Raw genomic sequence first — 20,731 nt, 5'->3', positions numbered from 1 at the left:
GGCGCCGGGGCCTAACCTCTGCCGGGTAGTTCCGGGCCGCCGTCCAGCAGCGGGGCGAGAAGGTCGTCGTACTCCTCGACCCGGGCCAGGACCTCGGCGGCGGTGAACTGGCGGACGGCCGGCTTCCGACCGCGCGCGCCGGCCTCCACCTCGTCCCAGGTCAGCGGCGTCGACACCGACGGCACCGACTGGGCCCGCAGCGAGTACGGCGCCACAGTGGTCTTCGCCGCGTTGTTCTGACTCCAGTCGATGAAGACCTTGCCCGGTCGAAGGTTCTTCGCCATCTTCGACACGATCAGCTTGGGGTGGGCCTGCTCCAGCTCCTGGGCGATCCGCCGGGCATAGTCGGAGACGAGATCGGACGACTGGGTGCCGGCGATCGGGCAGCAGAGCTGCATGCCCTTCTTGCCGGAGGTCTTCGGGTACGACTCGATGCCGTCGTCGGCGAGCCGGTCGCGCATCAGGACGGCCACCGGGCAACACTCGGCGAGCCCGGCCGGCGGCCCAGGGTCCAGGTCGACGACCATCATGTCCGGGTGCTCGCCCACCTTCCACTGCGGTGTGTGCAGCTCCAACGCGGCCAGGTTGGCCAGCCAGACCAGGGTGGGCAGGTCGTCGGCGACCACGTAGTCGATGGTCTCCCGGCCCTTCGTCGACCCGGGCGCCGGCAGATTCTCCACCCGCACCCAGTCCGGGGTCGCGGCCGGCGTGTTCTTCTCGAAGAACGACTTGTCGTCCACCCCGTTGGGGAAGCGGATCCGGGTGACCGGTCGGTCCCGCAGGTGCGGCAGCAGCACCGGGGAGATCCGGGTGTAGTAGTCGATCACCTCACCCTTGGTGAACCCGGCCGCCGGGTAGAGCACCTTGTCCAGGTTGGACAACTCCAACGCCCGGCCCTCGACGTCCACCCGTAGCCGCTCAGCCGGCATCGTCGACCTCCTCCGGAGGCTTGTCCGGGCGCAACCGCAGCACCCGGGGGAAGCGCAGCCGGCCGTCGGGGGTGCGCTGGCCGTACTTCACCTCCACCACCACCATTGGTGTTACCCAGATGGCACCCCGCGCATCCTCGCGCGGCACGCCGGGCGCGAACGGTGACACGCCCGAGCGCAGCGGCTCCAGTTCGGCGAGGAGCTGCCGCTCGATGGCCGCGCCGATCCCGCCGCCGACCCGACCCCGGTAGATCAGCCGGCCGTCCGGGCCGGGCACGCCGACCAGCAGCCCGCCGATCCGACGCGCGCCCGGCCGCCAACCGCCGATGACGAAGTCGCCTGTCACCTCCAGCTTGACCTTGACCCAGTCCGGCGAACGCACCCCCGGGCGGTAGACGGCCCCGACCCGCTTGGCCATCACACCCTCCAGGCCGTGCTCTCCCGCCGCCTCGTAGGTGGCCGGCCCGTCGGCGAACATCGGCGGCACCGCCCACCGGGGGCCACCGAGACCGAGCGCGTCCAGTGCCTCGCGGCGGCGCTCGTACGGCCAGCCGGTCAGGTCGTCGCCGTTGAGCCGGAGCAGGTCGAAGATCATGTACGTCACCGGCATGACCGCCGCCAACCGGGCCGCCTTGTTCCGGTCCCGGACGTGCATCCGCTCGGCCAGCGCGGTGAACGACGGCTGCCCTCCCTGGCCGAGCAGCACCACCTCGCCGTCGAGCAGCGCGTCGTCGACCTGCTCGGGCAGGGTGGCCAACTCCGGGTACGCGGCGGTGATCTCCACGCCGGAGCGGGCATACAGGTGCTGGCCGCCGCCGGAGATGTCGGCGAGGGCGCGAACGCCGTCCCACTTGAACTCGTAGGCCCAGCCGTCACCCGCCGGGAGCGGCCCGGTCATCGCGAGCATCGGCTTGATCGGCGCGCCGGGCACGACCCGACTGTAGTAGCAGGCCGAACACCTCGCGTCCGGTTCTTTCGGATGCGACCATGGTCGATACCGGGGAAGGGAGCGCAGGATGCGTGCCATCTGGAAGGGAGCCGTGTCGTTCGGGCTCGTCTCGATCGGGGTGAAGCTCTACTCCGCAACCGAGGAGAAGGACATTCGGTTCCACCAGGTGCACCGCGAGGACGGCGGCCGAATCCGCTACAAGCGCACCTGCTCGATCTGCGGCGAGGAGGTCACCTACGACGACATCGCCAAGGGCTACGACATCGGCGGCGGCGAGATGGTGATCCTCACCGACGAGGACTTCGCCGACCTGCCGCTGACCAGCTCCCGCGCCATCGACGTGCTGGAGTTCGTGCCGGCCGAGCAGGTCGACCCGATCCTCTACAACAAGGCGTACTTCCTCGAGCCGGAGGGCGCGGCGACCAAACCGTACGTGCTGCTGCGCGACGCGCTCATCGACTCGGAGCGGGTGGCCATCGTCAAGGTGGCGCTGCGCCAGCGGGAGCAGCTCGCCACGCTGCGCGTCCGCGAGGGCGTGCTGCTGCTCAACACCATGCTCTGGCCGGACGAGATCCGTACCCCGGATTTCGGCTTCCTCGACGAGGACCTCAAGGTGCGCCCGCCGGAGCTGGCCATGGCCAGCTCGCTGATCGACTCGATGACCGGCGAGTTCGAGCCGGACGTCTTCACCGACGACTACCGGGCCGCGTTGCAGGAGGTCATCGACGCCAAGGTGGAGGGTCGGGAGGTCGTCCAGCCGGAGGAGGTCGAGGAGGCCCCGGCCGCGGCGGTGGACCTGATGGCGGCGTTGAAGGCCTCGGTGGAACGCGCCAAGGCGGCTCGCGGCGAGCAGCCCGCCCGTGGTGGCGGCGGTGGCGAGCCGACGCCCATCTCGTCGGCGCGCTCGGCGCAGAAGGCAGCAGAGAAGAAGGCGGCCAAGGCGCCCGCGAAGAAGACCGCGGCGAAGAAGACGGCCGAGAAGAAGGCCGCCGAACCGGCCAAGAAGACCGCAGCCAAGAAGACCGCCGCGACGAAGGCGGAGCCGGCGAAGAAGACCGCCGCGCGCAAGACCGCACCCCGCAAGAGCGCCTGACCGCACGGCAACGGCGGCGGTGTCCGCCGGGCCGGGTACGCTCCGCCGGCCGCTGGCGACCGGAGGAGCCCCCATGCCGTACACCCCTGATCTGGACCGGCTACTGACGCCCGGCGCCCGCTTCACCGACGAGCACGGCGGGTACCTGATCGAGGTTCACCCGGTGGGCGACATCGTGCTGCCGACCGGCCGCGTGGTCGGGTGTGACCCGCTGGTCTGCCCGGAGGCCGAGCCGTTCACCGTGACCGTGCCGCCGGGGCGGCATCCCGCCCGCGCCTGGGTGGCGGTGGTGCTCCGGGAGGACGCCGAGGTGGACCGACGGGTCGCCGCGCTGGAGCTGGTCGTCTCCACCGAGCCGACGATCCGGTGGGAGCCCGCCGTCGCGGGTGACCAGGACGTCGCCACGCTCGGCGCTGACGACTACTTCGGGTACGGGGTGGACGCCGGCGTCGGCACCCTCGCCGACCCGACCGCGCTCGCCGTCCTGGAGGGCTGGGACGAGGACCGGGTCGAGGAGGTCTTCATACCGACCGAGCTGCCCTCGTCCCCGGTCCCGGGGCTGATCACCGCCGTGTTGGACGAGCCCAGCGGCGCCAACGTCGTCACCGTGTCCACGGGTTGGGGCGACGGTTGCTACGGCACCTGGATCGGTCGTGCCGCCGATGGCCGGGTCACCTCGTTCGTGACCGACTTCATGGTCGTCCCGGAATAACCGCCCGGGAAAGCCCAGGAACTGTCGTGCTGGGCGATCCGAGGCGTCCGCGGCGGGCACGGTAGGCCGCGGTGCGGGTACCGTGTGCGTCGGCTTTCCCCCCGGCACCGGGTGCCGGCCACACTTCGCAGCAGGGAGTCGACGACGTGAGCGAGCGGACGCAGCAGAAGGGCCCAGACCAGAGCCCGGCGACCAAGTCGGGGCGCCGCCTGGCCGCCCAGTTGGCGGAGAAGAAGGCCGCCGACGCGAGGCGGAAGCGCAACGCGTGGGCCAGCGGCCTCGCCGCCGTCGCCGTGGTCGGCGTGCTGATCGCGGTCTTCGTGACGATCGGTGGGGGCGACGACAAGCCCAAGACCCAGGCCGACGCGACCCCGTCCGCCTCGGCCCCGGCCCCCGACGAGGCCGGCGCGCCCCCGGCTCCGCAGCTGCCCGAGGGCGCCGACCCGGCGCTGGGCACCAAGCCGACGGTGACGCCGGGCACTGGTGACCTGAAGAAGCTCGTGGTCACCCCGCTGATCAAGGGCAAGGGCCCGGCCGTGCAGAAGGGCCAGAACATCACCACCAACTACGTGGGGGTGTTCTTCAAGGACGGCAAGGAGTTCGACTCCTCCTGGAAGGCCGGGCAGCCGGCCACCTTCCCGATCGGTGTCGGCCAGGTCATCCCCGGCTGGGACCAGGGCCTGGTCGGTGTGACGGTGGGCAGCCGGGTGCAGCTCGACATCCCGGGCGAGCTGGCGTACGGCAACGACGCGGCCGCCGGCGGTGGACGTCCCACCGGCCCGCTGCGCTTCGTGGTGGACGTACTCGCCGCCCAGTGACCTGTCCGGGTCGTCCCGGTTGTCGCCGGGACGCGATGGAGTTGTTCACATGGGGCTTCCGGCCCGTCACCCAGCGGCAGTAGGTTCGGCGTCACCCCGGGCGGTTCGCCGCCCGGGGTGAGCATCCGGAACCGGGACGCGGAGGTGCATGTGACGGCGCTGGACGAGCCTGGGCGGACTGCCCGGTCGATGTGGGCGTACTTCGAGCCGGTGCACGCGGTCACCTATCTGCACCCCCGGGCCCGCGCCGCGTACGAGGCGGTCGGGCTGCGCGGCTACTGGCGCGGCTACTTCGCCGGTCGGGCCGCGCCGTTGGGCGCCACCGAGGCGGCTCCGGTGATCGCCGCCTTCTTCAACTTCGCGCCGCCGATGGTGCACCGCGCGCTCCCTGCGGTGTGGCGGTTGGCCACCCCGCAGGAGGCGCTGCGCGCCCGCCTGACCGGTGCCGTGCAGGCGCTCGCCGAGCTGACCTACGAGCTACCCGAGTCGCACCTGGTGGAGGCCGCCGACCTGCTGGAGCGGGCCGCCTCGGCAGCGCAGACCGCCGGCCGGGTGCTCGGCGCGGCCAACGCGGCGCTCCCGGCCGGGGAGTACCCGCTGGCGCGGCTCTGGCAGGCCGCCACGACGTTGCGCGAGCACCGGGGGGACGGGCACGTGGCGGCGCTTGTGGCCGCCGGGCTGGACCCGGTGGAGACGCTCACCGGGCGGGTCGCGCTTGACGGTTCGCCGCCGCAGTACCTGCTGGGCCGGGGATGGTCCGAGGAGCAGTGGCACGCCGCCCGCGAGCGGCTCACCCAGCGGGGCTGGCTGACCGGGGACGGCACGGCCACCGACCACGCCCGGGCCGGGTTCCAGGCCGTCGAGGACGCCACCGACCGGGCCTCCGCGCACCCGTGGAACGCGCTCGGCCCCCACGACACGGACCGGCTGCGGGAGCTGCTGGAGCCGATCGCCAGGTCCGGTCACACCCTGCTCCCCGAGGGCAGCCCGCTCGGCCTGCCCGCGCTGCCCGGCTGACCGGGCACCCACCGGTCGGGCAGGATGGGGCCCGTGACGGATGCGGTGGTCTTCGACCTGGACGGCGTGATCGTGGATTCCGAGCCGGTGTGGGAGGAGGTCCGGCGGGCGTACGTGGCGACACACGGCGGGACGTGGCAGCCGGACACACAACGCCGGCTGATGGGGATGAGCACCGGCGAGTGGGCCCACTACCTCAGCGGAGAGCTGGGCGTCGGCCGCACCGCCGAGCAGGTCGCCGCCGAGGTGGTCGAGGAGATGACCCGACGCTACCGGGACCACGTACCCCTCATCGACGGCGCCGACCAGGTCGTCCGCCGGCTGGCCGGGCGGTGGCCGCTCGGGTTGGCCAGTTCGTCGCCGACCCGGCTGATCGAGGCGGCGCTGGCGGCGACCGGTCTGACCGACGCGTTCGGCGCGACCCTCTCCACCGAGCAGACCGAGCGGGGCAAGCCCGCACCGGACGTGTACCTGAGCGTGGCGCAGCGCCTCGGCGTCGATCCGACCCGCTGTGTGGCGGTGGAGGACTCGTCGAACGGGGTGCGCTCCGCAGCGGCGGCGGGGATGCGGGTGGTGGCGGTGCCGCACGGCTCGTACCCGCTCGACCCGGACGCCGCAGGGCTGGCCGTGGTGACGCTGAACGGGATCGGTGAGCTGACAGCGGACCTGGTGGACGAGCTGGGTTGACGCGGGCCGAGCCGGGTAGAGACCACGGATGAAGGCCATCGTGTACGAGCGCAACGGCGACCCTTCGGTGCTCGATCTGGTCGACCGGCCGGTGCCGGAGCCGGGCGCGGGCGAGGTCCTGGTGCGGATGGCGGTCTCCGGGGTGAACCCGACCGACTGGAAGTCCCGCCGCAACTCCCCGCCGGACGGGTGGCAGATTCCCGGGCAGGACGGCGCGGGGTTGGTCGAGGCGGTCGGTGACGGGGTCGACCCCGACCTGATCGGTGAACGGGTGTGGGTCTGGGAGGCCGCCTTCCAGCGACCGTGGGGCACGACGGCGGAATACACGCTGGTGCCGGTCCGGCAGGCGGTACGCCTCGGTGCCGCCCCGTTCGAGCTGGGCGCAGCCCTGGGCATCCCGTTCCTCACCGCGCACCGCTGTCTGACCGCCGGCGAGTTCATGCCGGACACGCTGCGGGCCGGCGCGCTGGCGGATCACACGGTGCTGGTGCAGGGCGGGGCGGGGGCGGTCGGCAACGCCGCGATCCAGCTCGCCCGTTGGGCCGACGCCACGGTGATCGCCACGGTGAGCAGCGCGGAGAAGGCGCAGCTCGCGGCGTCGGCCGGCGCGTCCTTCGTGATCAACTATCGGGAGCAGGACGTGGTCGAGGAAATCCACAAGATCGCTCCCGACGGGGTCCACACGATCGTCGAGGTCTCCCCCGCCCGCAACGCCCCGACCGACGTGCAGGTGCTGCGGCACGGTGGCGCGGTCTGCATGTACGCCGACACCGGCGGGGCCGAGGTGAGCATCCCGATCCGGGCGATGATGGCGCCGAACGCCCGCTGGCAGTTCGTGCTTGTCTACACGGAGCCGAAGGCGGCCAAGGCGCAGGGCGTGAAGGACGTGGCGGCGGCGGCCAGTCAGGGTGGCATCCGGGTCGGCGCGGACGCGGGCCTGCCGCTGCACTACTACCCGCTGGCCGAGGCTGCCGCGGCGCACCAGGCGGTGGAGGACTCGACGGTGGGCAAGGTGCTCATCACCACCAGCGACGCCTGATCGGGTCGCTGACCACCCGATTTCCCCGTCAGCAGGACAGAAGCGAACAACTTTCGCAACAATGACGGTGCGGGTCACCCCGCGTGGAGCGGGCGGCCCCGGCGCGGTGCGAACGCCGGGGCCGCCCCTGGGGAGGGTTGTTCAGGAGTACTCCCGCCCCAACAGGCGACAGTGCCTGGCAAAACGTTACGGGGCTGTCAGCTCCCGGACAGTCAGCTCGCCCCCGGCGTACCGCGAACGGACGACCTTCTTGTCGAACTTGCCCACGCTGGTCTTGGGCACCGTGTCGATGAACGCCCAGCGCTCCGGCAACTGCCAGCGCGCCACCGACCCGGCCAGGAAGTCCCGCAACTCCTCGGCGGTCACCGAGGCGCCCTCCCGGACCACCACCGTGGCCAGCGGCCGTTCGTCCCACCGCTCGTCCGGGACACCCACCACGCACGCCTCCAGCACCGCCGGGTGGGCCATCAGCGCGTTCTCCAGCTCCACCGACGAAATCCACTCACCCCCGGACTTGATCACGTCCTTGGCGCGGTCGGTGAGCGTGATGTACCCGTCCGGCGAGAGGGTGCCCACGTCGCCGGTACGCAGCCAGCCGTCGCGGAACTTCTCCTCGTCCGGGGCGTCGTCACCGACGTACCTGGCGGTCACCCACGGCCCACGGACCTCCAGCTCGCCCACGGCCCTGCCGTCGGCGGGCATCGGCTCGCCCGAGGGGCCGACAATTCGCGCCTGCACGCCCGCCGGCACCCGCCCCTGCGTGTAGCGGTAGCGCCACGCCTGCTCACCTGTCACACCTGCGGGCGGACGCGAAACCGACCCCAGCGGGGACATCTCGGTCATCCCCCAGGCGTGGATGACGTCGATCCCATGCCGCTCGTCGAACGCGTGCATGAGCGCGGGCGGGCACGCCGAACCGCCGACGATGACCTCACCGAGCGAGGAGGTGTCCACGTCGTGGCTGTCCAGGTAGGCCAGCAGGTCGGTCCAGATGGTCGGCACCGCGCCGGCCAGGGTGGGCCGCTCGGCCGCGATCATCTCGGCGATCGGCGCGGCCTGGAGGAACCGGTCCGGCATGATCAGCGACGCGCCGGAGAGGAAGGCCGCGTACGGCAGACCCCACGACATGGCGTGGAACATCGGCACGATGGCCAGCTCCCGGTCGGTCGGCCCGAGACCGAAACCCTCAGGCATGCACACCTGCAACGAGTGCAGGTAGATCGACCGGTGCGAGTAGGCCACGCCCTTCGGGTTGCCCGTGGTGCCCGAGGTGTAGCAGAGCGCGGCGGCGTCGCGCTCGTCCACCTCGGGCCAGTCGTACGTGTCCGGCCGGTCGGCGAGCAGCGCGTCCCAGTGGTGCACGGTGATCCGATCGCCGGCGGCCGCCACCAGCGGCGCCGGGTCGCCGCCGCCGACCACCACGACGTGCCGCACCGTGGTCAGCTCACCGATCACCCGGGCCAGCAGCGGGATGAGCGTGCTGTCGACGAGCACCACCCGGTCCTCGGCGTGGTTGGCGATGTAGACGACCTGGTCGGGGAAGAGCCGGATGTTGAGCGTGTGCAGCACCGCGCCCATGCTCGGCACCGCGAAGTAGGCGACCAGGTGCTCGTTGTTGTTCCACATGAAGGTGGCGACCCGCTCGTCCCCGGTCACCCCACACTCGTCGCGCAGCGCGTGTGCCAGCCGGGCGGCGGCACGGCCCACCTCGGCGTACGTCATCCGGCGGGGTTCGGCACCCGTCCAGGTGACCACCTCAGCCATGCCGTGCACCCCGGCACCGTGGTCGAGGATCCGGGAGATCTGCAGAGGGGCGTCCATCATCGTGCTACGCATGGGTAACAAGCTAGTGTCGGCGGTCACACGTTGGGAACCCCCGTAAGTTGTCGCAGGTGAGCATCTCCTGGGCCGACTCATACGTGGGGCAGTTGCGCGCGATCGCCGGGGACCGGACGCTGATGTTCGTCGGCGCCCGTGCCGTGGTCAACGACGACGCCGGACGCATACTGCTGATCAAACGCTCGGACAACGGCCAGTGGGCCATGCCGGCCGGCGCGATGGAGTTGGGCGAGTCGATCGCCGACTGCGCGGTACGCGAGGTCCGTGAGGAGACCGGGCTGCGCGCGCTGCGGGTCTGCGCGTTCGCCCTCTACACCGGCCCGGACCGGACGAGCACCAACATGTACGGCCACACGTACCAGGTGTTCACGACGGCGTTCAAGGTCGAGGAGTGGGACGGGCAACTGGCCCGGGTCACCGACGAGACGACCGACGCCGGCTTCTTCGCCCGCGACCGGTTCCCCGCCCCGCTCTCCACCTCGGTCATCGAGACCCTGGCCGACCTGGACGTCTTCGAGCAGACCAACCGGCTCATCCTGAAGTAGGGCGGCCCCGGAGTCACCCACCCCGGGGCCGTGCCTCACTGCGGCAGGCGGAGCCCGGCGAAGAACCCTTCCTGGATCCAGTTCGGGTACGCGACCGGCAGCTTGGTGGCCTCGTCCAGCTCGGTGAGATCCTCCGCGGTCAGCGTGAGGTCCGAGGCGGCGATGTTGTCGACAAGCTGCTCGTGCTTGCGGGCACCGATGATCACGCTGGTCACGGCGGGCTTGGCCAGCAGCCAGGCGACCGCCGCCCGGGCCGGGCTGACCTCGTGCCGCTGGGCGACGCCCTTGAGCACGTCGACCACCCCGAAGGCGTGCTCCGGTTCGAACGGCGTGAAGCTGCTGTAGCCGGGCTGGGCGCTGCGCGCGCCGCTGTCGGCGACGGCGCCGTCCCGGCTGACCTTGCCGGAGAGGAAACCACCGGCGAGCGGGCTCCAGACGGTCAGCCCGACACCCTCGTTGAGCGCCATCGGCACCACGTCGCGCTCCACGTCCCGGCCCAGCAGCGAGTAGTACTCCTGCACCGAGACGAACCCGGCCAGCTTCTCCCGGGCGGAGATGCCCAGCGCCTTGGAGATCTGCCAGGCGGCGAAGTTGGCGGCACCGATGTAGCGGACCTTGCCCTGCCGGACCGCGTCGTCGAGCGCGCGCAGCATCTCCTCCATGGGAGTGATCTGGTCGAAGTTGTGGATCTGGTACAGGTCGATGTGATCGGTGCCCAGCCGGCGCAGGCTGTCCTCCAGGTTCTGCATGATGTGCAGCCGGGAGGTGCCGACGTCGTTCGGGCCGGGACCGGTGCGGGAGTGCACCTTCGTCGCCAGCACGACGTCGCGACGCCGCTTGCCGAGCGCCTGGCCGAGCAGTTCCTCGCTCTCGCCGTCGCTGTAGCCGTCGGCGGTGTCGACGAAGTTGACGCCCGCGTCCAGCGCGGTGTCCACCATCCGCTGCACCTCGGGCAGCGCCAGCCCACCGAGGGTGCCCCAGAGCGGGTGCCCGCTACCGCCGAAGGTCATCGCGCCGAGCGAGATCTCCGAGACGTACACCCCGGTGTTGCCCAGCAGTCGGTACTTCACGTGTGTTGCTCCTCGTGGTGGGTCGGAGGCCGAGGTCAGGCACTCCGTGGTCACTATGTCGGACACTGTGTCCGGCAACGAGCGTACGTCGCCGACCCCGCCCCCGGCCACCTAGGATTCCGGCTATGCCCTCGATCACCCGCCGCCGCCCGCGCAACCCCGACGGACGCGCCGCCGTCGAAGCGCGGGTGCTCGCGGCCACCGAGCGGCTCCTGAAGGAGGGAATCCGCTTCACCGACCTCGGGGTGCAGCGGATCGCCGCCGAGGCCGGTGTGGCGCGGTCGACCTTCTACACCCACTTCCGGGACAAGACCGAGCTGCTCATGCGCCTCGCCGGCACCATGCGGGAGAGCTCGTTCGACCGCACCGGCGACTGGAACCCGGGCGGCCCCGGCGATCCGCTCGCGAGGTTGACCGAGGTCTTCGCCGACGTGATCCGGATATACCGGACGTACGCCCCGGTGCTGGCCGCGATCAGTGAGGTCGCCGCGTACGACGAGGCGGTCCGGGAGTACTGGGCGACCGGGCTGGAGCAGTTCGTGGCCCGCACCGTGGACGCGCTCCGGGTCGAGCAGCAGGCCGGGCGTACCCCCGCCGAACTGGACGTGACGGCGGCCAGCCGGCTGATCGTGATCGGCGGCGACCGCTTCCTCGCCGACCACGTCAGCACGACATCGGCCGACCCCGACACCGACGCGGCAGCCGCCAGGGAGCTGGCCGCCACCTGGTGGTACGGCGCCTACCGCCGCCCCAGCTGACCCCTGTGGCACCACCCGCGGCCAGCCGGGGCGTCTCAGGCGGCGGTGGGGCCGAACTGCGCGGTGAAGCGGCCGGTGAACAGGTCGACGCCCTTGTACTCGGCGACCGTCGCGGCCGGGACGACGGCCGGGCCGTCGGGCGTGGGCATCTGGCCGACACCGTGCCGGGGCCCGAGTGGGAGCAGGATCATCGGATCGGGCATCGGCTGGTAGGTGGCCGTGGCCTGCTCGCCACGCAGCTGGGCGGTGATGTTCTGCACCACGACCTCGGCGTGCCGCAGCGCGTACGCGGCCAATTTCTCCTCGGCGACATCGGTGAGGTCACCGATCGCGTAGACGTGGCCGAGGATGTCGTCGGAGCCCCGGACGTGGAGGGTCTCGGCGACGGGTACCTGCCCCCGCGAGGTGAGCGTGGTCAGTCGACCGTCGGCGAGGTAGTCGCTGTTGATCCGCAGACCAAAGGCACGGAACCAGATGTCGGCGGTGATCTCGTCGCCGTCGGTGGTGGTGGCCGTGAAGGTCGCGGCCCGATTGGCCTCGGTCGGCAACGGCGCCGCCAGGCTGGTGCCCAGCCGCACCTGGATGCCCAGTTCGTCGAGCTGTCGGTGCAGGTCATCGCGCATCTCCGGATCGAAGCCGGGCAGCAGTCGCTCGGCCGGATCGACGATGGTCACGTGCTTGTCCGGCCAGCCGGCCTTGATCTCTCCGGCCAGCTCCAACCCGACCGGCCCGGCGCCGAGGATGAGCACCCGCTCGGCGCTGGCCAGCTCCTTGTTGGTCTGGCGCAGCTCGTCGAGCGCGACTTCGATGGAGTCGGCGTTGAGCCGGGCCGGGTAGGCGTAGCTCGAGCCGGTGGCCAGCACCAGATAGTCCGCCGCGACACGCCGACCCGAGGCCAGCGTGACGCCGCCGGGATCCACCGAGACCGCTCGATCCCGGATCACCGTGCCACGCGTGAGGACCGTGTCGAAGGGGAAGAAGATGTTCCCGGCCCACTCGGGCTGGGCCAGCGCCCGCAGCGATCCCGCGACGTTGACGAACGCGTCCCGCGGATCGATGAGGACGACATCGGCCTGTGACTCCAGCGCCTTGGCGACCGCCGTACCCCCGTAACCGCCGCCGACGACCGCAACCGTACGACTCATGACTCAGCTCCTACCGACCAGGGATTTCCGCTCGACCGCTGTCGAGCGCCTCTCCCCACCGTCGTCAGCTGGCCGGAAGCCAGGGAGGCCGGACTGAGGCTGGTAGTGGCAGGGACACCATCCGATCCGCCGACGTTGCTACGTTCGGATGGTGAGCGACAACGAGCTGGGGTTGTTCCTGCGCGTCCACCGTGAAGCGGTGACGCCGGCCGAGGTGGGACTGCCCGCCGGGCCGCGCCGCCGCGCCCCCGGGCTACGCCGCTCCGAGGTGGCGGCCCTCGCCGACGTGAGCGTGGAGTACGTCACGAGACTCGAACAGGGCCGCGACCGCCGACCCTCCCCGCAGGTGCTCGCCGCGCTCGCCACCGCACTCCGGTTGAACTGGAACGAACGCCTCCACCTGCACCGCCTCACCAAGGCGGCCGATCCCAGCTACAACTGCCGGGGCCGCAGCCATCCGAACGGCGAGGTACGTCCGACCGTGCGAGCGCTGCTCGACCGTCTCGAACCCACACCGGCGGTGCTGCTCAACCAGCTCAGCGACGTGCTCGCCCACACCACCGGCTACGAACGGCTGGTCAGACCGATCGGTCTGCTGGACGCGACGCCGCCCAACCTCGCCCGGTTCGTCCTCGGCGACAGCCGGGCACGCAGCGCGTACCCCGACTGGGACCAGCTGGCCGACGAGCAGGTCGCCGCCCTCAAGCAGGGTCCGTTCCGGGCGTATCCCCCGATGGCGGCCCTGGCGGACGAGCTGACCGTCACGGCGGGCGACGCCTTCACCCGGCGCGTCGACACGGTCCCCAGCCTGCCAAAGGCCAGCGGCATCTTCCGACTGGCCCATCCCGAGGTGGGCATGCTCCGGCTCGGGTACGAGACCCTCGAACTCCCCGCGGACGATGACCAGTGTCTGATCGTGTACCTGCCCGCCGACGCGGCGACCTCCGCCGCGCTCGACCGCCTCGACAACCAGCACCCGCAGCCGCTCCGCCTCGTGGCCGGCTGACGCCGACCGCCCCGGATGCCTCCGGGACGGTCGGTCGACACGCTCAGATCATCGTCTGCGACTTGGCCTCCATGTCGGCGGCGGCCTCCTCCTTGGACTCGCGGGTCAACGGCTTGCCGCCCGGGGCCGGGGCCTCGCCGCCGAGCGGGTCGGCACCACCCGTGGCACCCTGCGGACCGGCACCCCGCAGCTGCGTGTTGGGCAGCGCCAGGGTGACCACCACCGCCACGATCGCGATCAGGCCGGCGGTCAGGAAGACCATGTCCAGCGCGTCGACGAAGGCGCCCTGGATGGCCGCGCGCACCGGCCCCGGCAGGGCCAGGATGGTTGCCGGATCATTGATCGAGATGTTGGCGCCGCCACTCGCCGCGACGGCGGCCTGCTCCTGCGGCGGGAGCTGCGCGATCGCGCCGGGCAACCGGTCGGCCAGCCCGCCGGTCAGCCGGGACGAGAGCACAGTGCCGAGGATCGCCACCCCGAACGAACCGCCAAGCGACCGGAAGAAGGTCGCCGAGGAGGTGCCAGCCCCCAGGTCCCGTACGGAGACCGCGTTCTGCACCGCCAGGATCAGCGACTGCATGCACAGACCCAGCCCGACGCCGATCACCACCATGAACCCGAACGCGACCCAGAGTGAGGTGGCCACCTCCAACTGGGTGAACAGGAACATGCCGGCCAGGAGCGTCACCGAGCCGGCCACCGGGAACCACTTGTAGCGGCCGATCCGGGTCATCGCGCGGCCGGTGAGGATCGAGGTGATGATGATGCCGGCCATCATCGGCAGCATCAGCAGACCGCTGCGGGTCGGCGAGGCACCCTTCACGATCTGCAGGTACAGCGGGATGAAGATGATCGAACCGAACATCACCAGACCGATGATGAGCAGGGACGAGTTTGCCAGCGCGAAAGTGGGGCTGCGGAACAGCCGCAGCGGCAGGATCGGCTCGGCCACCCGGGCCTCCTGGAGGACGAAGAGCACCCCCAGCACCGCACCGACCACGAAGAGCGTGATGATCACGCCGGAGCCCCAGGCGTACTCGTTGCCACCCCAGCTCAGCGCGAGCAGCAGGGAACTCACCCCGGCGACCAGCAGGCCGGCGCCCAGCCAGTCGATCGAGTGGTCCCGACGTTCGAACGGGATCAGCCGCATCACGTGGTAACAGACCACGATGGCCAGAATCGCCAGCGGCACGTTGATGTAGAAGATCCACCGCCAGTCGGTCTCCGCGAAGTAACCACCCACCAGCGGCCCGGCGACCGACGAGATACCGAAGACCGCGCCGAACAGGCCCTGGTAGCGACCACGCTCCCGGGGTGACACCACGTCCGAGATGATCGTGAACGCGAGCGTCAACAGACCACCAGCGCCGAGACCCTGGATACCCCGGGTGACGATCAGCTGTGTCATGTTCTGCGACAGCCCGGCCAGCAACGACCCGACCAGGAACGTGCCGATCGAGAAGAGGAAGACCGGGCGGCGCCCGTACAGGTCGGCCATCTTGCCGTAGAGCGGCGTCGACGCTGTCGAGGCGAGCAGGTACGCGGTGACCACCCAGGAGTAGTGGTTGATCCCGCCCAGCTCGCCCACGATCGTCGGCAACGCCGTACCGACGATGGTCTGGTCGAGTGCGGCCAGCAGCATTCCGGTCATCAGGCCGAACATGAGCAGCCGGATCTGCTGACGATTCAGCACCGGCGCGTCGGATGCTTCGGTGGTCATGTGCCCTTCTATCCCGCCACCCGCAGAACATGCGCCGAACCGCAAAAAACCCAACCCCCGCCGCACCCCGGACCAGCAGCGTTGATCATGAAGTTATTGCCTCCCCGCGCGGCGTGTCGTGGCAATAACTTCATGATCAACGGGGGAAAGGGTGGGGTTGGGAGGTGGTGGAGGTTTGGTGATTGCTGCGCAGAAGGCGGGGAGGTCGTCGGGTGTGCGGCTGCAGGGAGGCGATCCGCTTGCCCTGCAATGTCGCTGCCATCTCGGTACATCTCCTCTCCGGGGGTACCTCAATCCCCTTCCCACCCCCGAACGCCCGAAACAGGCCGGACAGCGTTCGGCCCGGTCCGGACCGGTCAGAAACCGTCGACTGCGGCACTGACCAGCGGCGGGACCGGTCACCGCGCAGGTTTGTCGGCCAGGCCGCTGGGGACCCGGGGAGGCATGGCAGGAGCAGCAGCGGAACAGCGCCGGCTCGCCACCGTCGTGGAGAGCTGGCTCGGACGCCCAGTCCTGATCGTCGGTGACGCCATGTTGGACGAGTGGCGGTTCGCCGACTCCGACCGGCTCTGCCGTGAGGCGCCCGCCCCGGTCCTCACCCTGCGTCGGCGGATCTCCGCCGCCGGTGGGGCAGCGAACACCGCAGTCAACGTCGCCGCCCTCGGCGGCCGGGCGGTGCTGGTGGCACCTGTCGGCGCCGACGTCGCCGGAGACGAACTGCACGACTGCCTGGACCGGGCCGGCGTCTGGGACCGCACCGTCAACCAACCCGGGCGGCCCACCCCGGTCAAGCGGCGGATGTTGGCCGGCAACCAGATCCTGCTGCGCGAGGACTCCGGCGACCCGGAGGACGCCCTGGACCACGACGGTGTGGGCCGGCTGCTCACCGCCCTGAGCTGCGCCACCGAGGAGTTGCGCGCCGCCGCCGGTGGGGAGGCGCCGACCCTGGTGGTCTGTGACTACGGCCTGGGCGCGCTGCCCGCGCCGGTCCGCGCGTGGCTGGTCAGGAACCGCGAGCGGTACGCCACTGTCGCGCTGGACGCCCACGACCTGGCCGACTGGCGGGGCCTCGCGCCGACAGTGGTCACCCCCAGTTTCGCCGAGGCGACCCGGCTGTTGGCCCGCGCGGGTGGCACGACCCGACCGACCGGCGGCACGGAGCTGCACCTGGAACACCCGGACGGCGGCGACCCGGCCGACGGGCCCTCCGAGATGACAGTGGGCGCGGCCCCGGGGGCGGTACGCGCCGACGACACAACCGCCGAGCCGTCCCGACCCGGGCACCCGGGACCTGTCGGTGAGCCCACCCCGGGTGAGGGACGGGTGGCCCTCACCGGCGACGGGCTCAGCGTTACCGGAACCGGCGTCACAGTGAACACCCGGGCCGGCGAGGGCGTCGACCGGGCGGTCCTGGCCGAGTCGCGCCTGGCCGAACTGCGCGCCCACACCGGTGCCGACGTGGTCGCGGTGACCCTGGACACCGAGGGCGCGGTGGTCGGGGGCGCCGACGGGGAGCCACGACGCAGCCACAGCACCCCGGTGCCGGCGAGTCACGCCGTGGGTGCCGGCGACGCGTACCTGGCGGCGATGACGTTGGCCCTGGCCGCCGACGCGCCCCTGCCCACCGCGGCCCAGCTCGCCCAGTTGGCGGCCACCATCACGGTCTCGGACACCGGCACCTGCGTGTGCCGGCGGGACGACCTGCTCGCCGCGCTCGACCAGCCGACCGACACCACGAGCCACCCGGCGCTCGTCGGCGGCGACGAGTTGGACGCGATCGTCGCCGAGTACCGCGAGGCGGGACGGTCGGTGGTCTTCACCAACGGCTGCTTCGACGTGCTGCATCGCGGGCACGTGCGCTACCTGGAGCAGGCCCGCGCGTTGGGCGACCTGCTCATCGTCGCGGTCAACTCGGACGGCAGCGTACGACGACTGAAGGGCCCGGACCGGCCGGTCAACCCGGTCGAGGACCGGGGTGCCCTGCTCGCCGCGCTCGCCTGCGTGGACCACGTGGTGGTCTTCGAGGAGGACTCACCCGCCGCGCTGATCGAGGCGGTCCGACCGGACGTGTACGTCAAGGGCGGCGACTATCCGCCGGAGCTGGTGCCGGAGGCGCCGCTGGTGCGCCGGCTGGGCGGTCAGGTGCGCACCCTGGGGTACGTGCCGGACCGGTCCACCTCCGCGATCATCGAGCGGATCCGGTCGCACAGCCAGGACCCGTCGCCGCACACAGGTGAACGGGAGCCAGACCCGTCGCTGCGCACCCGTACCCAGGCGTCGTGAACCGCCCCCTCGATCTCGGCACCCCTGCGGAGTTCCGTGCCGACCGGCTGGTCGACGTGCTGATTCCGACCCGGAACCGGCCCGCCGAGTTGGCCGTCACCCTGGGCGGACTCGCCGCCCAGGACGGAGTCCCCGGCTTCGGGGTGGTCGTCAGCGATCAGTCCGATGGGGACCCGGCGTTCGCGCATCCCGCAGCGGCCACCATGGTCCGGGCGCTGCGGCACCGGGGTCACCCGGTGCTGCTGACCCGCCGGCTGCCCCGCCGGGGGTTGGCCGAACACCGGGCGTACCTGCTCGCCGCCTCGGCGGCCCGGTACGTCCTCAGTCTCGACGACGACATCTGGCTGGAACCGGGGGCCCTGCACCGCCTGGTCACCGCGATCGGTGAGCTGGGCTGCGGATTCGTCGGCAACGGAGTGCACGGCCTCTCGTACACCGATGACGTGCGGCCGGAATCGCACGGCCACTACGAGGAGTGGGCCGGCCCGCCCACACCGGAGCGGATCCGGCCCGACACCCCGGAGTGGAACCGGGCCCGGATCCACTCGGCCGCCAACCTGCTGCACATCACCGAGCAGTTGGCGCTGCCGCCGGGCGCCTGGCGGGCGTACAAGGTCTCCTGGATCGGCGGGTGTGTGCTCTACGACCGGGCCAAACTCGTCGACGCCGGTGGCTTCGACTTCTGGCGTCGGGTGCAGGAGAAGCACCAGGGCGAGGACGTGGCCGCACAGCTCGCCGTGCTGTCCCGCCACGGCGGGGCGGGCATCCTGCCCAGCGGCGCGTACCACCTGGAGTCTCCCACCACAGTCACCGACCGGGACGTGGAGGCGTGGGAGGTCGTCCTCGCCGACGAGGACACCCCGCAGCCGGCCTGAGCGGCGTCACCGCGGCGGGAGCAACTCCCGGGCGGCTTCCAGCACCTCGATCACCGGAACGTCGGCAACGAAGGAATCCCGGTGCGGGCACTCACCGTCACCCGGCCGGTGCGGATAGATGCCCGGCGTGCAGTCCACCCCGCAGACCGGGCAGTGCACGGTCCAGGAACAGATCGGCCGGTGCCGGCCGCGCAACGGATTCGCCGTGTTGATCAGGTTGCCGACCCAGAAGATGCCCACTGTGGGCGCACCCACCGCCGCCGCCACGTGCAGCGGGCCGGTGTCGTTGGAGACGACAAGCGCGCAGTCGGCGTAGCAACCCAGCAGCCCGCCGAGGCTGAGCGTGCCCACCTGCGGTCGCACCGGCACGCCGGCCGCCGCGACGACCCGGTCCACCACCTCCTGCTCGGAGGGCGTGCCGGTGACCAGCACCTCGTACCCGTCCTCGTGCAGCACGCGGGCCACCTCGGCGAAGCGATCGGCGGGCCAGCGGCGGCGCGTGTCGGAGGCCCCGGGTGCAGCGCCACCCGGGGCCGGTCGGCCGGGCCGAGCACCCGGGCGGCCTCGGCCCGGTCGGCGTCGGTCACCGTCAGCGTCGGCACGATGGTGGTGCCCGGTGCCCCCACCAGCGCCACCACCTCCAAGTAGCGGATCACCTCATGCTGGTAGTAGACGTAGCGGAGCCACCGGTCCAGCGGCGGCGCGTCGTCGGCGCGCAGGCCGACCGTCACCCGTGCGCCGAGCCGGCTGACCAGCGGATTGGAGTTGGCGCCGCCACCATGGATCTGCACCGCCAGGTCGAAGCCCGCGCCGGCGGCGGTGGCCAGGAAGTCGTCCATCGACGACTCGGGCTCACCCGGGTCCGGGGAACGGATGCCGGGTGCCGGCGGCACCACCAGCACCCGGTCCACCGGGCCGGGCCGGTCGCGCCAGAGCTTCGCGTGCCACGGCGCACCGAGCAACACAATCTCCGCCGAGGGGTACGCGTCACGCAGCGCGTCAAGCGCCGGCAGGGTGAAGATGAAATCGCCGAGCGCGTTGGCGCGCAGCACGGCGATCCGCCGCACGTCGGGGAGGCGCTCGGCGGTCGGGCCGAGCAGGGACGGGGAGACCACCCGGCCCGCTACGGCCGGTCGATCTCGCCGGCGGTGTCCGGGCGGTGCAGCTCCCGGTCCGCAGCGGGATCGGCAGGCATCGGCGTACCCGTGGAGAGGTCACCGGAGCGCGGCCCGGTGCGGCCCACGGTGATGGTGCGCGGCGTGGGCCGGGTCGCCCGAGGCAGGCGGACCCGGAGCAGGCCGTGGTCCATCACCGCGTCGATGGCGTCCGGGTCGACCCGCGACGGCAGGTTGACGCGGTACTCGAAGCCGCGCGTCTCGAAGCCGCCCGGGATGCCCTGGTCGGCGTTGACCTCCGCCTCCGAGCGGGCCCGCACGCACAACTCGCGGTCGTCCAACTCGACCGCCACCTCCTCCGGCGCCACCCCGGGCAGTCGAACGACCACCTCCCAGCCGTCGGAGATCTCGGTCAACTCGACGTCGGACGCCCCGGCGCGACCACCGACCAGGCGGCTCAACTCGGCGCGCAGCGACTGCAACTCCCCCATCGGGTCCCAGCCCTGCTGCCGGCTGCCCCGCCATCCCCGGCCGAAGCCGCCGAACTGCTGCTCGCTCATCACACCTCTCCGATCCGCTGGGTGGCCGTCGGCGGCCGTAGTGAGCTGGGCGCGTCCAGGCCGGCGTCGCGGTCGACGCCCACACCGAGCCGGTCGACCAGCTCACCACCGAGCCAGGCGCTGATGCCGAGGATCGCCAGCGCGACCACCTCGATGGCGACGAGCGCCCCACCGGCCGCCCGGGAATCCGCATTGAGCCGCACCGCCCACACGGCGGCGAAGAGCAGGATCACCGCGATGTTGGCCGCCGCGTGCAGCAGACCCACCCGCTTCGCCCGGGTGCCGGTCGGGATCGCCAGCAGGTCGAACGAGCCGGCCGCCGCGGCGAGCAGGCCACCGATCAGGCCGACGGTGATGTTCCAGTACGCGACCTCGCCGAGGAAGTCCGGACCACCCACGGTGTCCACCACGTCGAACAGCACCGCCGTGGCCAGCAACGCGACCGGGAACATGACAAGCATCGGATGGACTGGGTGACCCAGCACCTTGAGTCGGCTCTCCATCTTCCGGCCTCCACCTGTCGGCGTCCTGCGGAACGGTTGCGTGCGGCGAGCGCGTCGGGTGAGGCCGT

The 20,731-nt window shown here is 71.7% G+C and carries 19 protein-coding genes and 1 pseudogene; 11 read left to right on the top strand and 9 right to left on the bottom strand.

Annotated features, from left to right (window positions below):
- Positions 1 to 11: 11 nt before the first annotated feature.
- Positions 12 to 929: a non-homologous end-joining DNA ligase gene (gene ligD / locus ACQP0U_RS02275; protein WP_433315313.1), complete on the bottom strand. Its 918-nt coding sequence runs from the start codon at positions 927 to 929 to the stop codon at positions 12 to 14.
- Positions 919 to 1,860, bottom strand: coding sequence for a non-homologous end-joining DNA ligase (gene ligD / locus ACQP0U_RS02270; RefSeq protein ID WP_433315312.1), 942 nt, complete (start codon positions 1,858 to 1,860; stop codon positions 919 to 921). Before ligD (ACQP0U_RS02270) ends, ligD (ACQP0U_RS02275) begins: the two co-directional genes overlap by 11 nt.
- 85 nt (positions 1,861 to 1,945) lie before the next feature.
- On the opposite strand from ligD (ACQP0U_RS02270), the gene ACQP0U_RS02265 reads away from it, so the two are divergent.
- The 6 genes from ACQP0U_RS02265 (at position 1,946) to ACQP0U_RS02240 (ending at position 7,244) form a co-directional block, all read left to right on the top strand.
- On the top strand, positions 1,946 to 2,971 hold the full coding sequence (locus tag ACQP0U_RS02265; RefSeq protein WP_433315311.1) for a Ku protein: 1,026 nt from the start codon (positions 1,946 to 1,948) through the stop codon (positions 2,969 to 2,971).
- Between the two features lie 73 nt (positions 2,972 to 3,044).
- Entirely contained in the window at positions 3,045 to 3,683 is a 639-nt protein-coding gene (locus tag ACQP0U_RS02260) for a DUF4241 domain-containing protein (protein WP_433315309.1), read from the top strand.
- Positions 3,684 to 3,829: 146 nt separating this feature from the next.
- Positions 3,830 to 4,501 carry an FKBP-type peptidyl-prolyl cis-trans isomerase gene (locus ACQP0U_RS02255; protein ID WP_433315307.1) on the top strand — a complete coding sequence of 224 codons (672 nt, stop codon included), beginning with the start codon at positions 3,830 to 3,832 and terminating at the stop codon, positions 4,499 to 4,501.
- 189 nt (positions 4,502 to 4,690) lie between these two features.
- Entirely contained in the window at positions 4,691 to 5,518 is an 828-nt protein-coding gene (locus ACQP0U_RS02250; RefSeq protein WP_433320558.1) for an SCO6745 family protein, read from the top strand.
- Between the two features lie 24 nt (positions 5,519 to 5,542).
- On the top strand, positions 5,543 to 6,205 hold the full coding sequence (locus ACQP0U_RS02245) for an HAD family hydrolase (protein ID WP_433315306.1): 663 nt from the start codon (positions 5,543 to 5,545) through the stop codon (positions 6,203 to 6,205).
- A 28-nt stretch (positions 6,206 to 6,233) separates the two neighbouring features.
- Positions 6,234 to 7,244, top strand: coding sequence for an NADPH:quinone reductase (locus tag ACQP0U_RS02240; RefSeq protein ID WP_433315304.1), 1,011 nt, complete (start codon positions 6,234 to 6,236; stop codon positions 7,242 to 7,244).
- Between the two features lie 186 nt (positions 7,245 to 7,430).
- Here the strand turns inward: ACQP0U_RS02240 and ACQP0U_RS02235 are convergent, their stop codons facing one another.
- On the bottom strand, positions 7,431 to 9,065 hold the full coding sequence (locus ACQP0U_RS02235; RefSeq protein WP_433320555.1) for a fatty acid--CoA ligase: 1,635 nt from the start codon (positions 9,063 to 9,065) through the stop codon (positions 7,431 to 7,433).
- A gap of 71 nt (positions 9,066 to 9,136) precedes the next feature.
- Here ACQP0U_RS02235 and ACQP0U_RS02230 point away from each other — a divergent pair, with 71 nt between their 5' ends.
- The gene (locus ACQP0U_RS02230; protein ID WP_357267241.1) at positions 9,137 to 9,628 is read left to right on the top strand and encodes an NUDIX domain-containing protein; all 492 of its coding nucleotides are present in this window, start codon (positions 9,137 to 9,139) and stop codon (positions 9,626 to 9,628) included.
- Positions 9,629 to 9,663: 35 nt separating this feature from the next.
- Here ACQP0U_RS02230 and ACQP0U_RS02225 read toward each other — a convergent pair whose 3' ends face one another.
- Positions 9,664 to 10,698: an aldo/keto reductase gene (locus tag ACQP0U_RS02225; RefSeq protein ID WP_433315303.1), complete on the bottom strand. Its 1,035-nt coding sequence runs from the start codon at positions 10,696 to 10,698 to the stop codon at positions 9,664 to 9,666.
- A 125-nt stretch (positions 10,699 to 10,823) separates the two neighbouring features.
- Here ACQP0U_RS02225 and ACQP0U_RS02220 point away from each other — a divergent pair, with 125 nt between their 5' ends.
- The gene (locus ACQP0U_RS02220) at positions 10,824 to 11,456 is read left to right on the top strand and encodes a TetR/AcrR family transcriptional regulator (RefSeq protein ID WP_433315301.1); all 633 of its coding nucleotides are present in this window, start codon (positions 10,824 to 10,826) and stop codon (positions 11,454 to 11,456) included.
- A 35-nt stretch (positions 11,457 to 11,491) separates the two neighbouring features.
- Here the strand turns inward: ACQP0U_RS02220 and ACQP0U_RS02215 are convergent, their stop codons facing one another.
- Positions 11,492 to 12,601: an NAD(P)/FAD-dependent oxidoreductase gene (locus ACQP0U_RS02215; RefSeq protein WP_433315299.1), complete on the bottom strand. Its 1,110-nt coding sequence runs from the start codon at positions 12,599 to 12,601 to the stop codon at positions 11,492 to 11,494.
- A 148-nt stretch (positions 12,602 to 12,749) separates the two neighbouring features.
- Here ACQP0U_RS02215 and ACQP0U_RS02210 point away from each other — a divergent pair, with 148 nt between their 5' ends.
- Positions 12,750 to 13,607, top strand: coding sequence for a helix-turn-helix domain-containing protein (locus ACQP0U_RS02210; protein WP_433315297.1), 858 nt, complete (start codon positions 12,750 to 12,752; stop codon positions 13,605 to 13,607).
- A 43-nt stretch (positions 13,608 to 13,650) separates the two neighbouring features.
- Here the strand turns inward: ACQP0U_RS02210 and ACQP0U_RS02205 are convergent, their stop codons facing one another.
- A complete protein-coding gene (locus ACQP0U_RS02205) occupies positions 13,651 to 15,327 on the bottom strand; it encodes an MDR family MFS transporter (RefSeq protein WP_433315295.1) in 1,677 nt (558 codons plus the stop codon).
- Positions 15,328 to 15,771: 444 nt separating this feature from the next.
- Here ACQP0U_RS02205 and rfaE2 point away from each other — a divergent pair, with 444 nt between their 5' ends.
- Both rfaE2 and ACQP0U_RS02195 read left to right on the top strand, forming a co-directional pair.
- The gene (rfaE2, locus tag ACQP0U_RS02200; RefSeq protein WP_433315294.1) at positions 15,772 to 17,610 is read left to right on the top strand and encodes a D-glycero-beta-D-manno-heptose 1-phosphate adenylyltransferase; all 1,839 of its coding nucleotides are present in this window, start codon (positions 15,772 to 15,774) and stop codon (positions 17,608 to 17,610) included.
- Positions 17,607 to 18,485 (top strand): glycosyltransferase family 2 protein, encoded by an 879-nt coding sequence (locus ACQP0U_RS02195; protein WP_433315292.1) that lies wholly within the window; start codon positions 17,607 to 17,609, stop codon positions 18,483 to 18,485. Before rfaE2 ends, ACQP0U_RS02195 begins: the two co-directional genes overlap by 4 nt.
- A 6-nt stretch (positions 18,486 to 18,491) precedes the next feature.
- Here the strand turns inward: ACQP0U_RS02195 and ACQP0U_RS02190 are convergent.
- From ACQP0U_RS02190 to ACQP0U_RS02180, 3 genes and pseudogenes are all read right to left on the bottom strand, one after another.
- A pseudogene (locus ACQP0U_RS02190) lies at positions 18,492 to 19,600 on the bottom strand (glycosyltransferase family 9 protein).
- 8 nt (positions 19,601 to 19,608) lie between these two features.
- A complete protein-coding gene (locus ACQP0U_RS02185) occupies positions 19,609 to 20,160 on the bottom strand; it encodes an Hsp20/alpha crystallin family protein (RefSeq protein ID WP_433315290.1) in 552 nt (183 codons plus the stop codon).
- A complete protein-coding gene (locus ACQP0U_RS02180) occupies positions 20,160 to 20,663 on the bottom strand; it encodes a DUF2231 domain-containing protein (RefSeq protein ID WP_433315288.1) in 504 nt (167 codons plus the stop codon). The genes ACQP0U_RS02185 and ACQP0U_RS02180 overlap by 1 nt, the downstream gene beginning before the upstream one ends.
- Positions 20,664 to 20,731 lie beyond the last annotated feature (68 nt).

This window comes from Micromonospora sp. CA-269861 (assembly GCF_050948505.1).
Taxonomy (GTDB): Bacteria; Actinomycetota; Actinomycetes; order Mycobacteriales; family Micromonosporaceae; genus Micromonospora.
The sequence above is the reverse complement of the archived record's forward strand: the minus strand, read 5'-3'. Positions and strand labels throughout refer to the sequence as shown.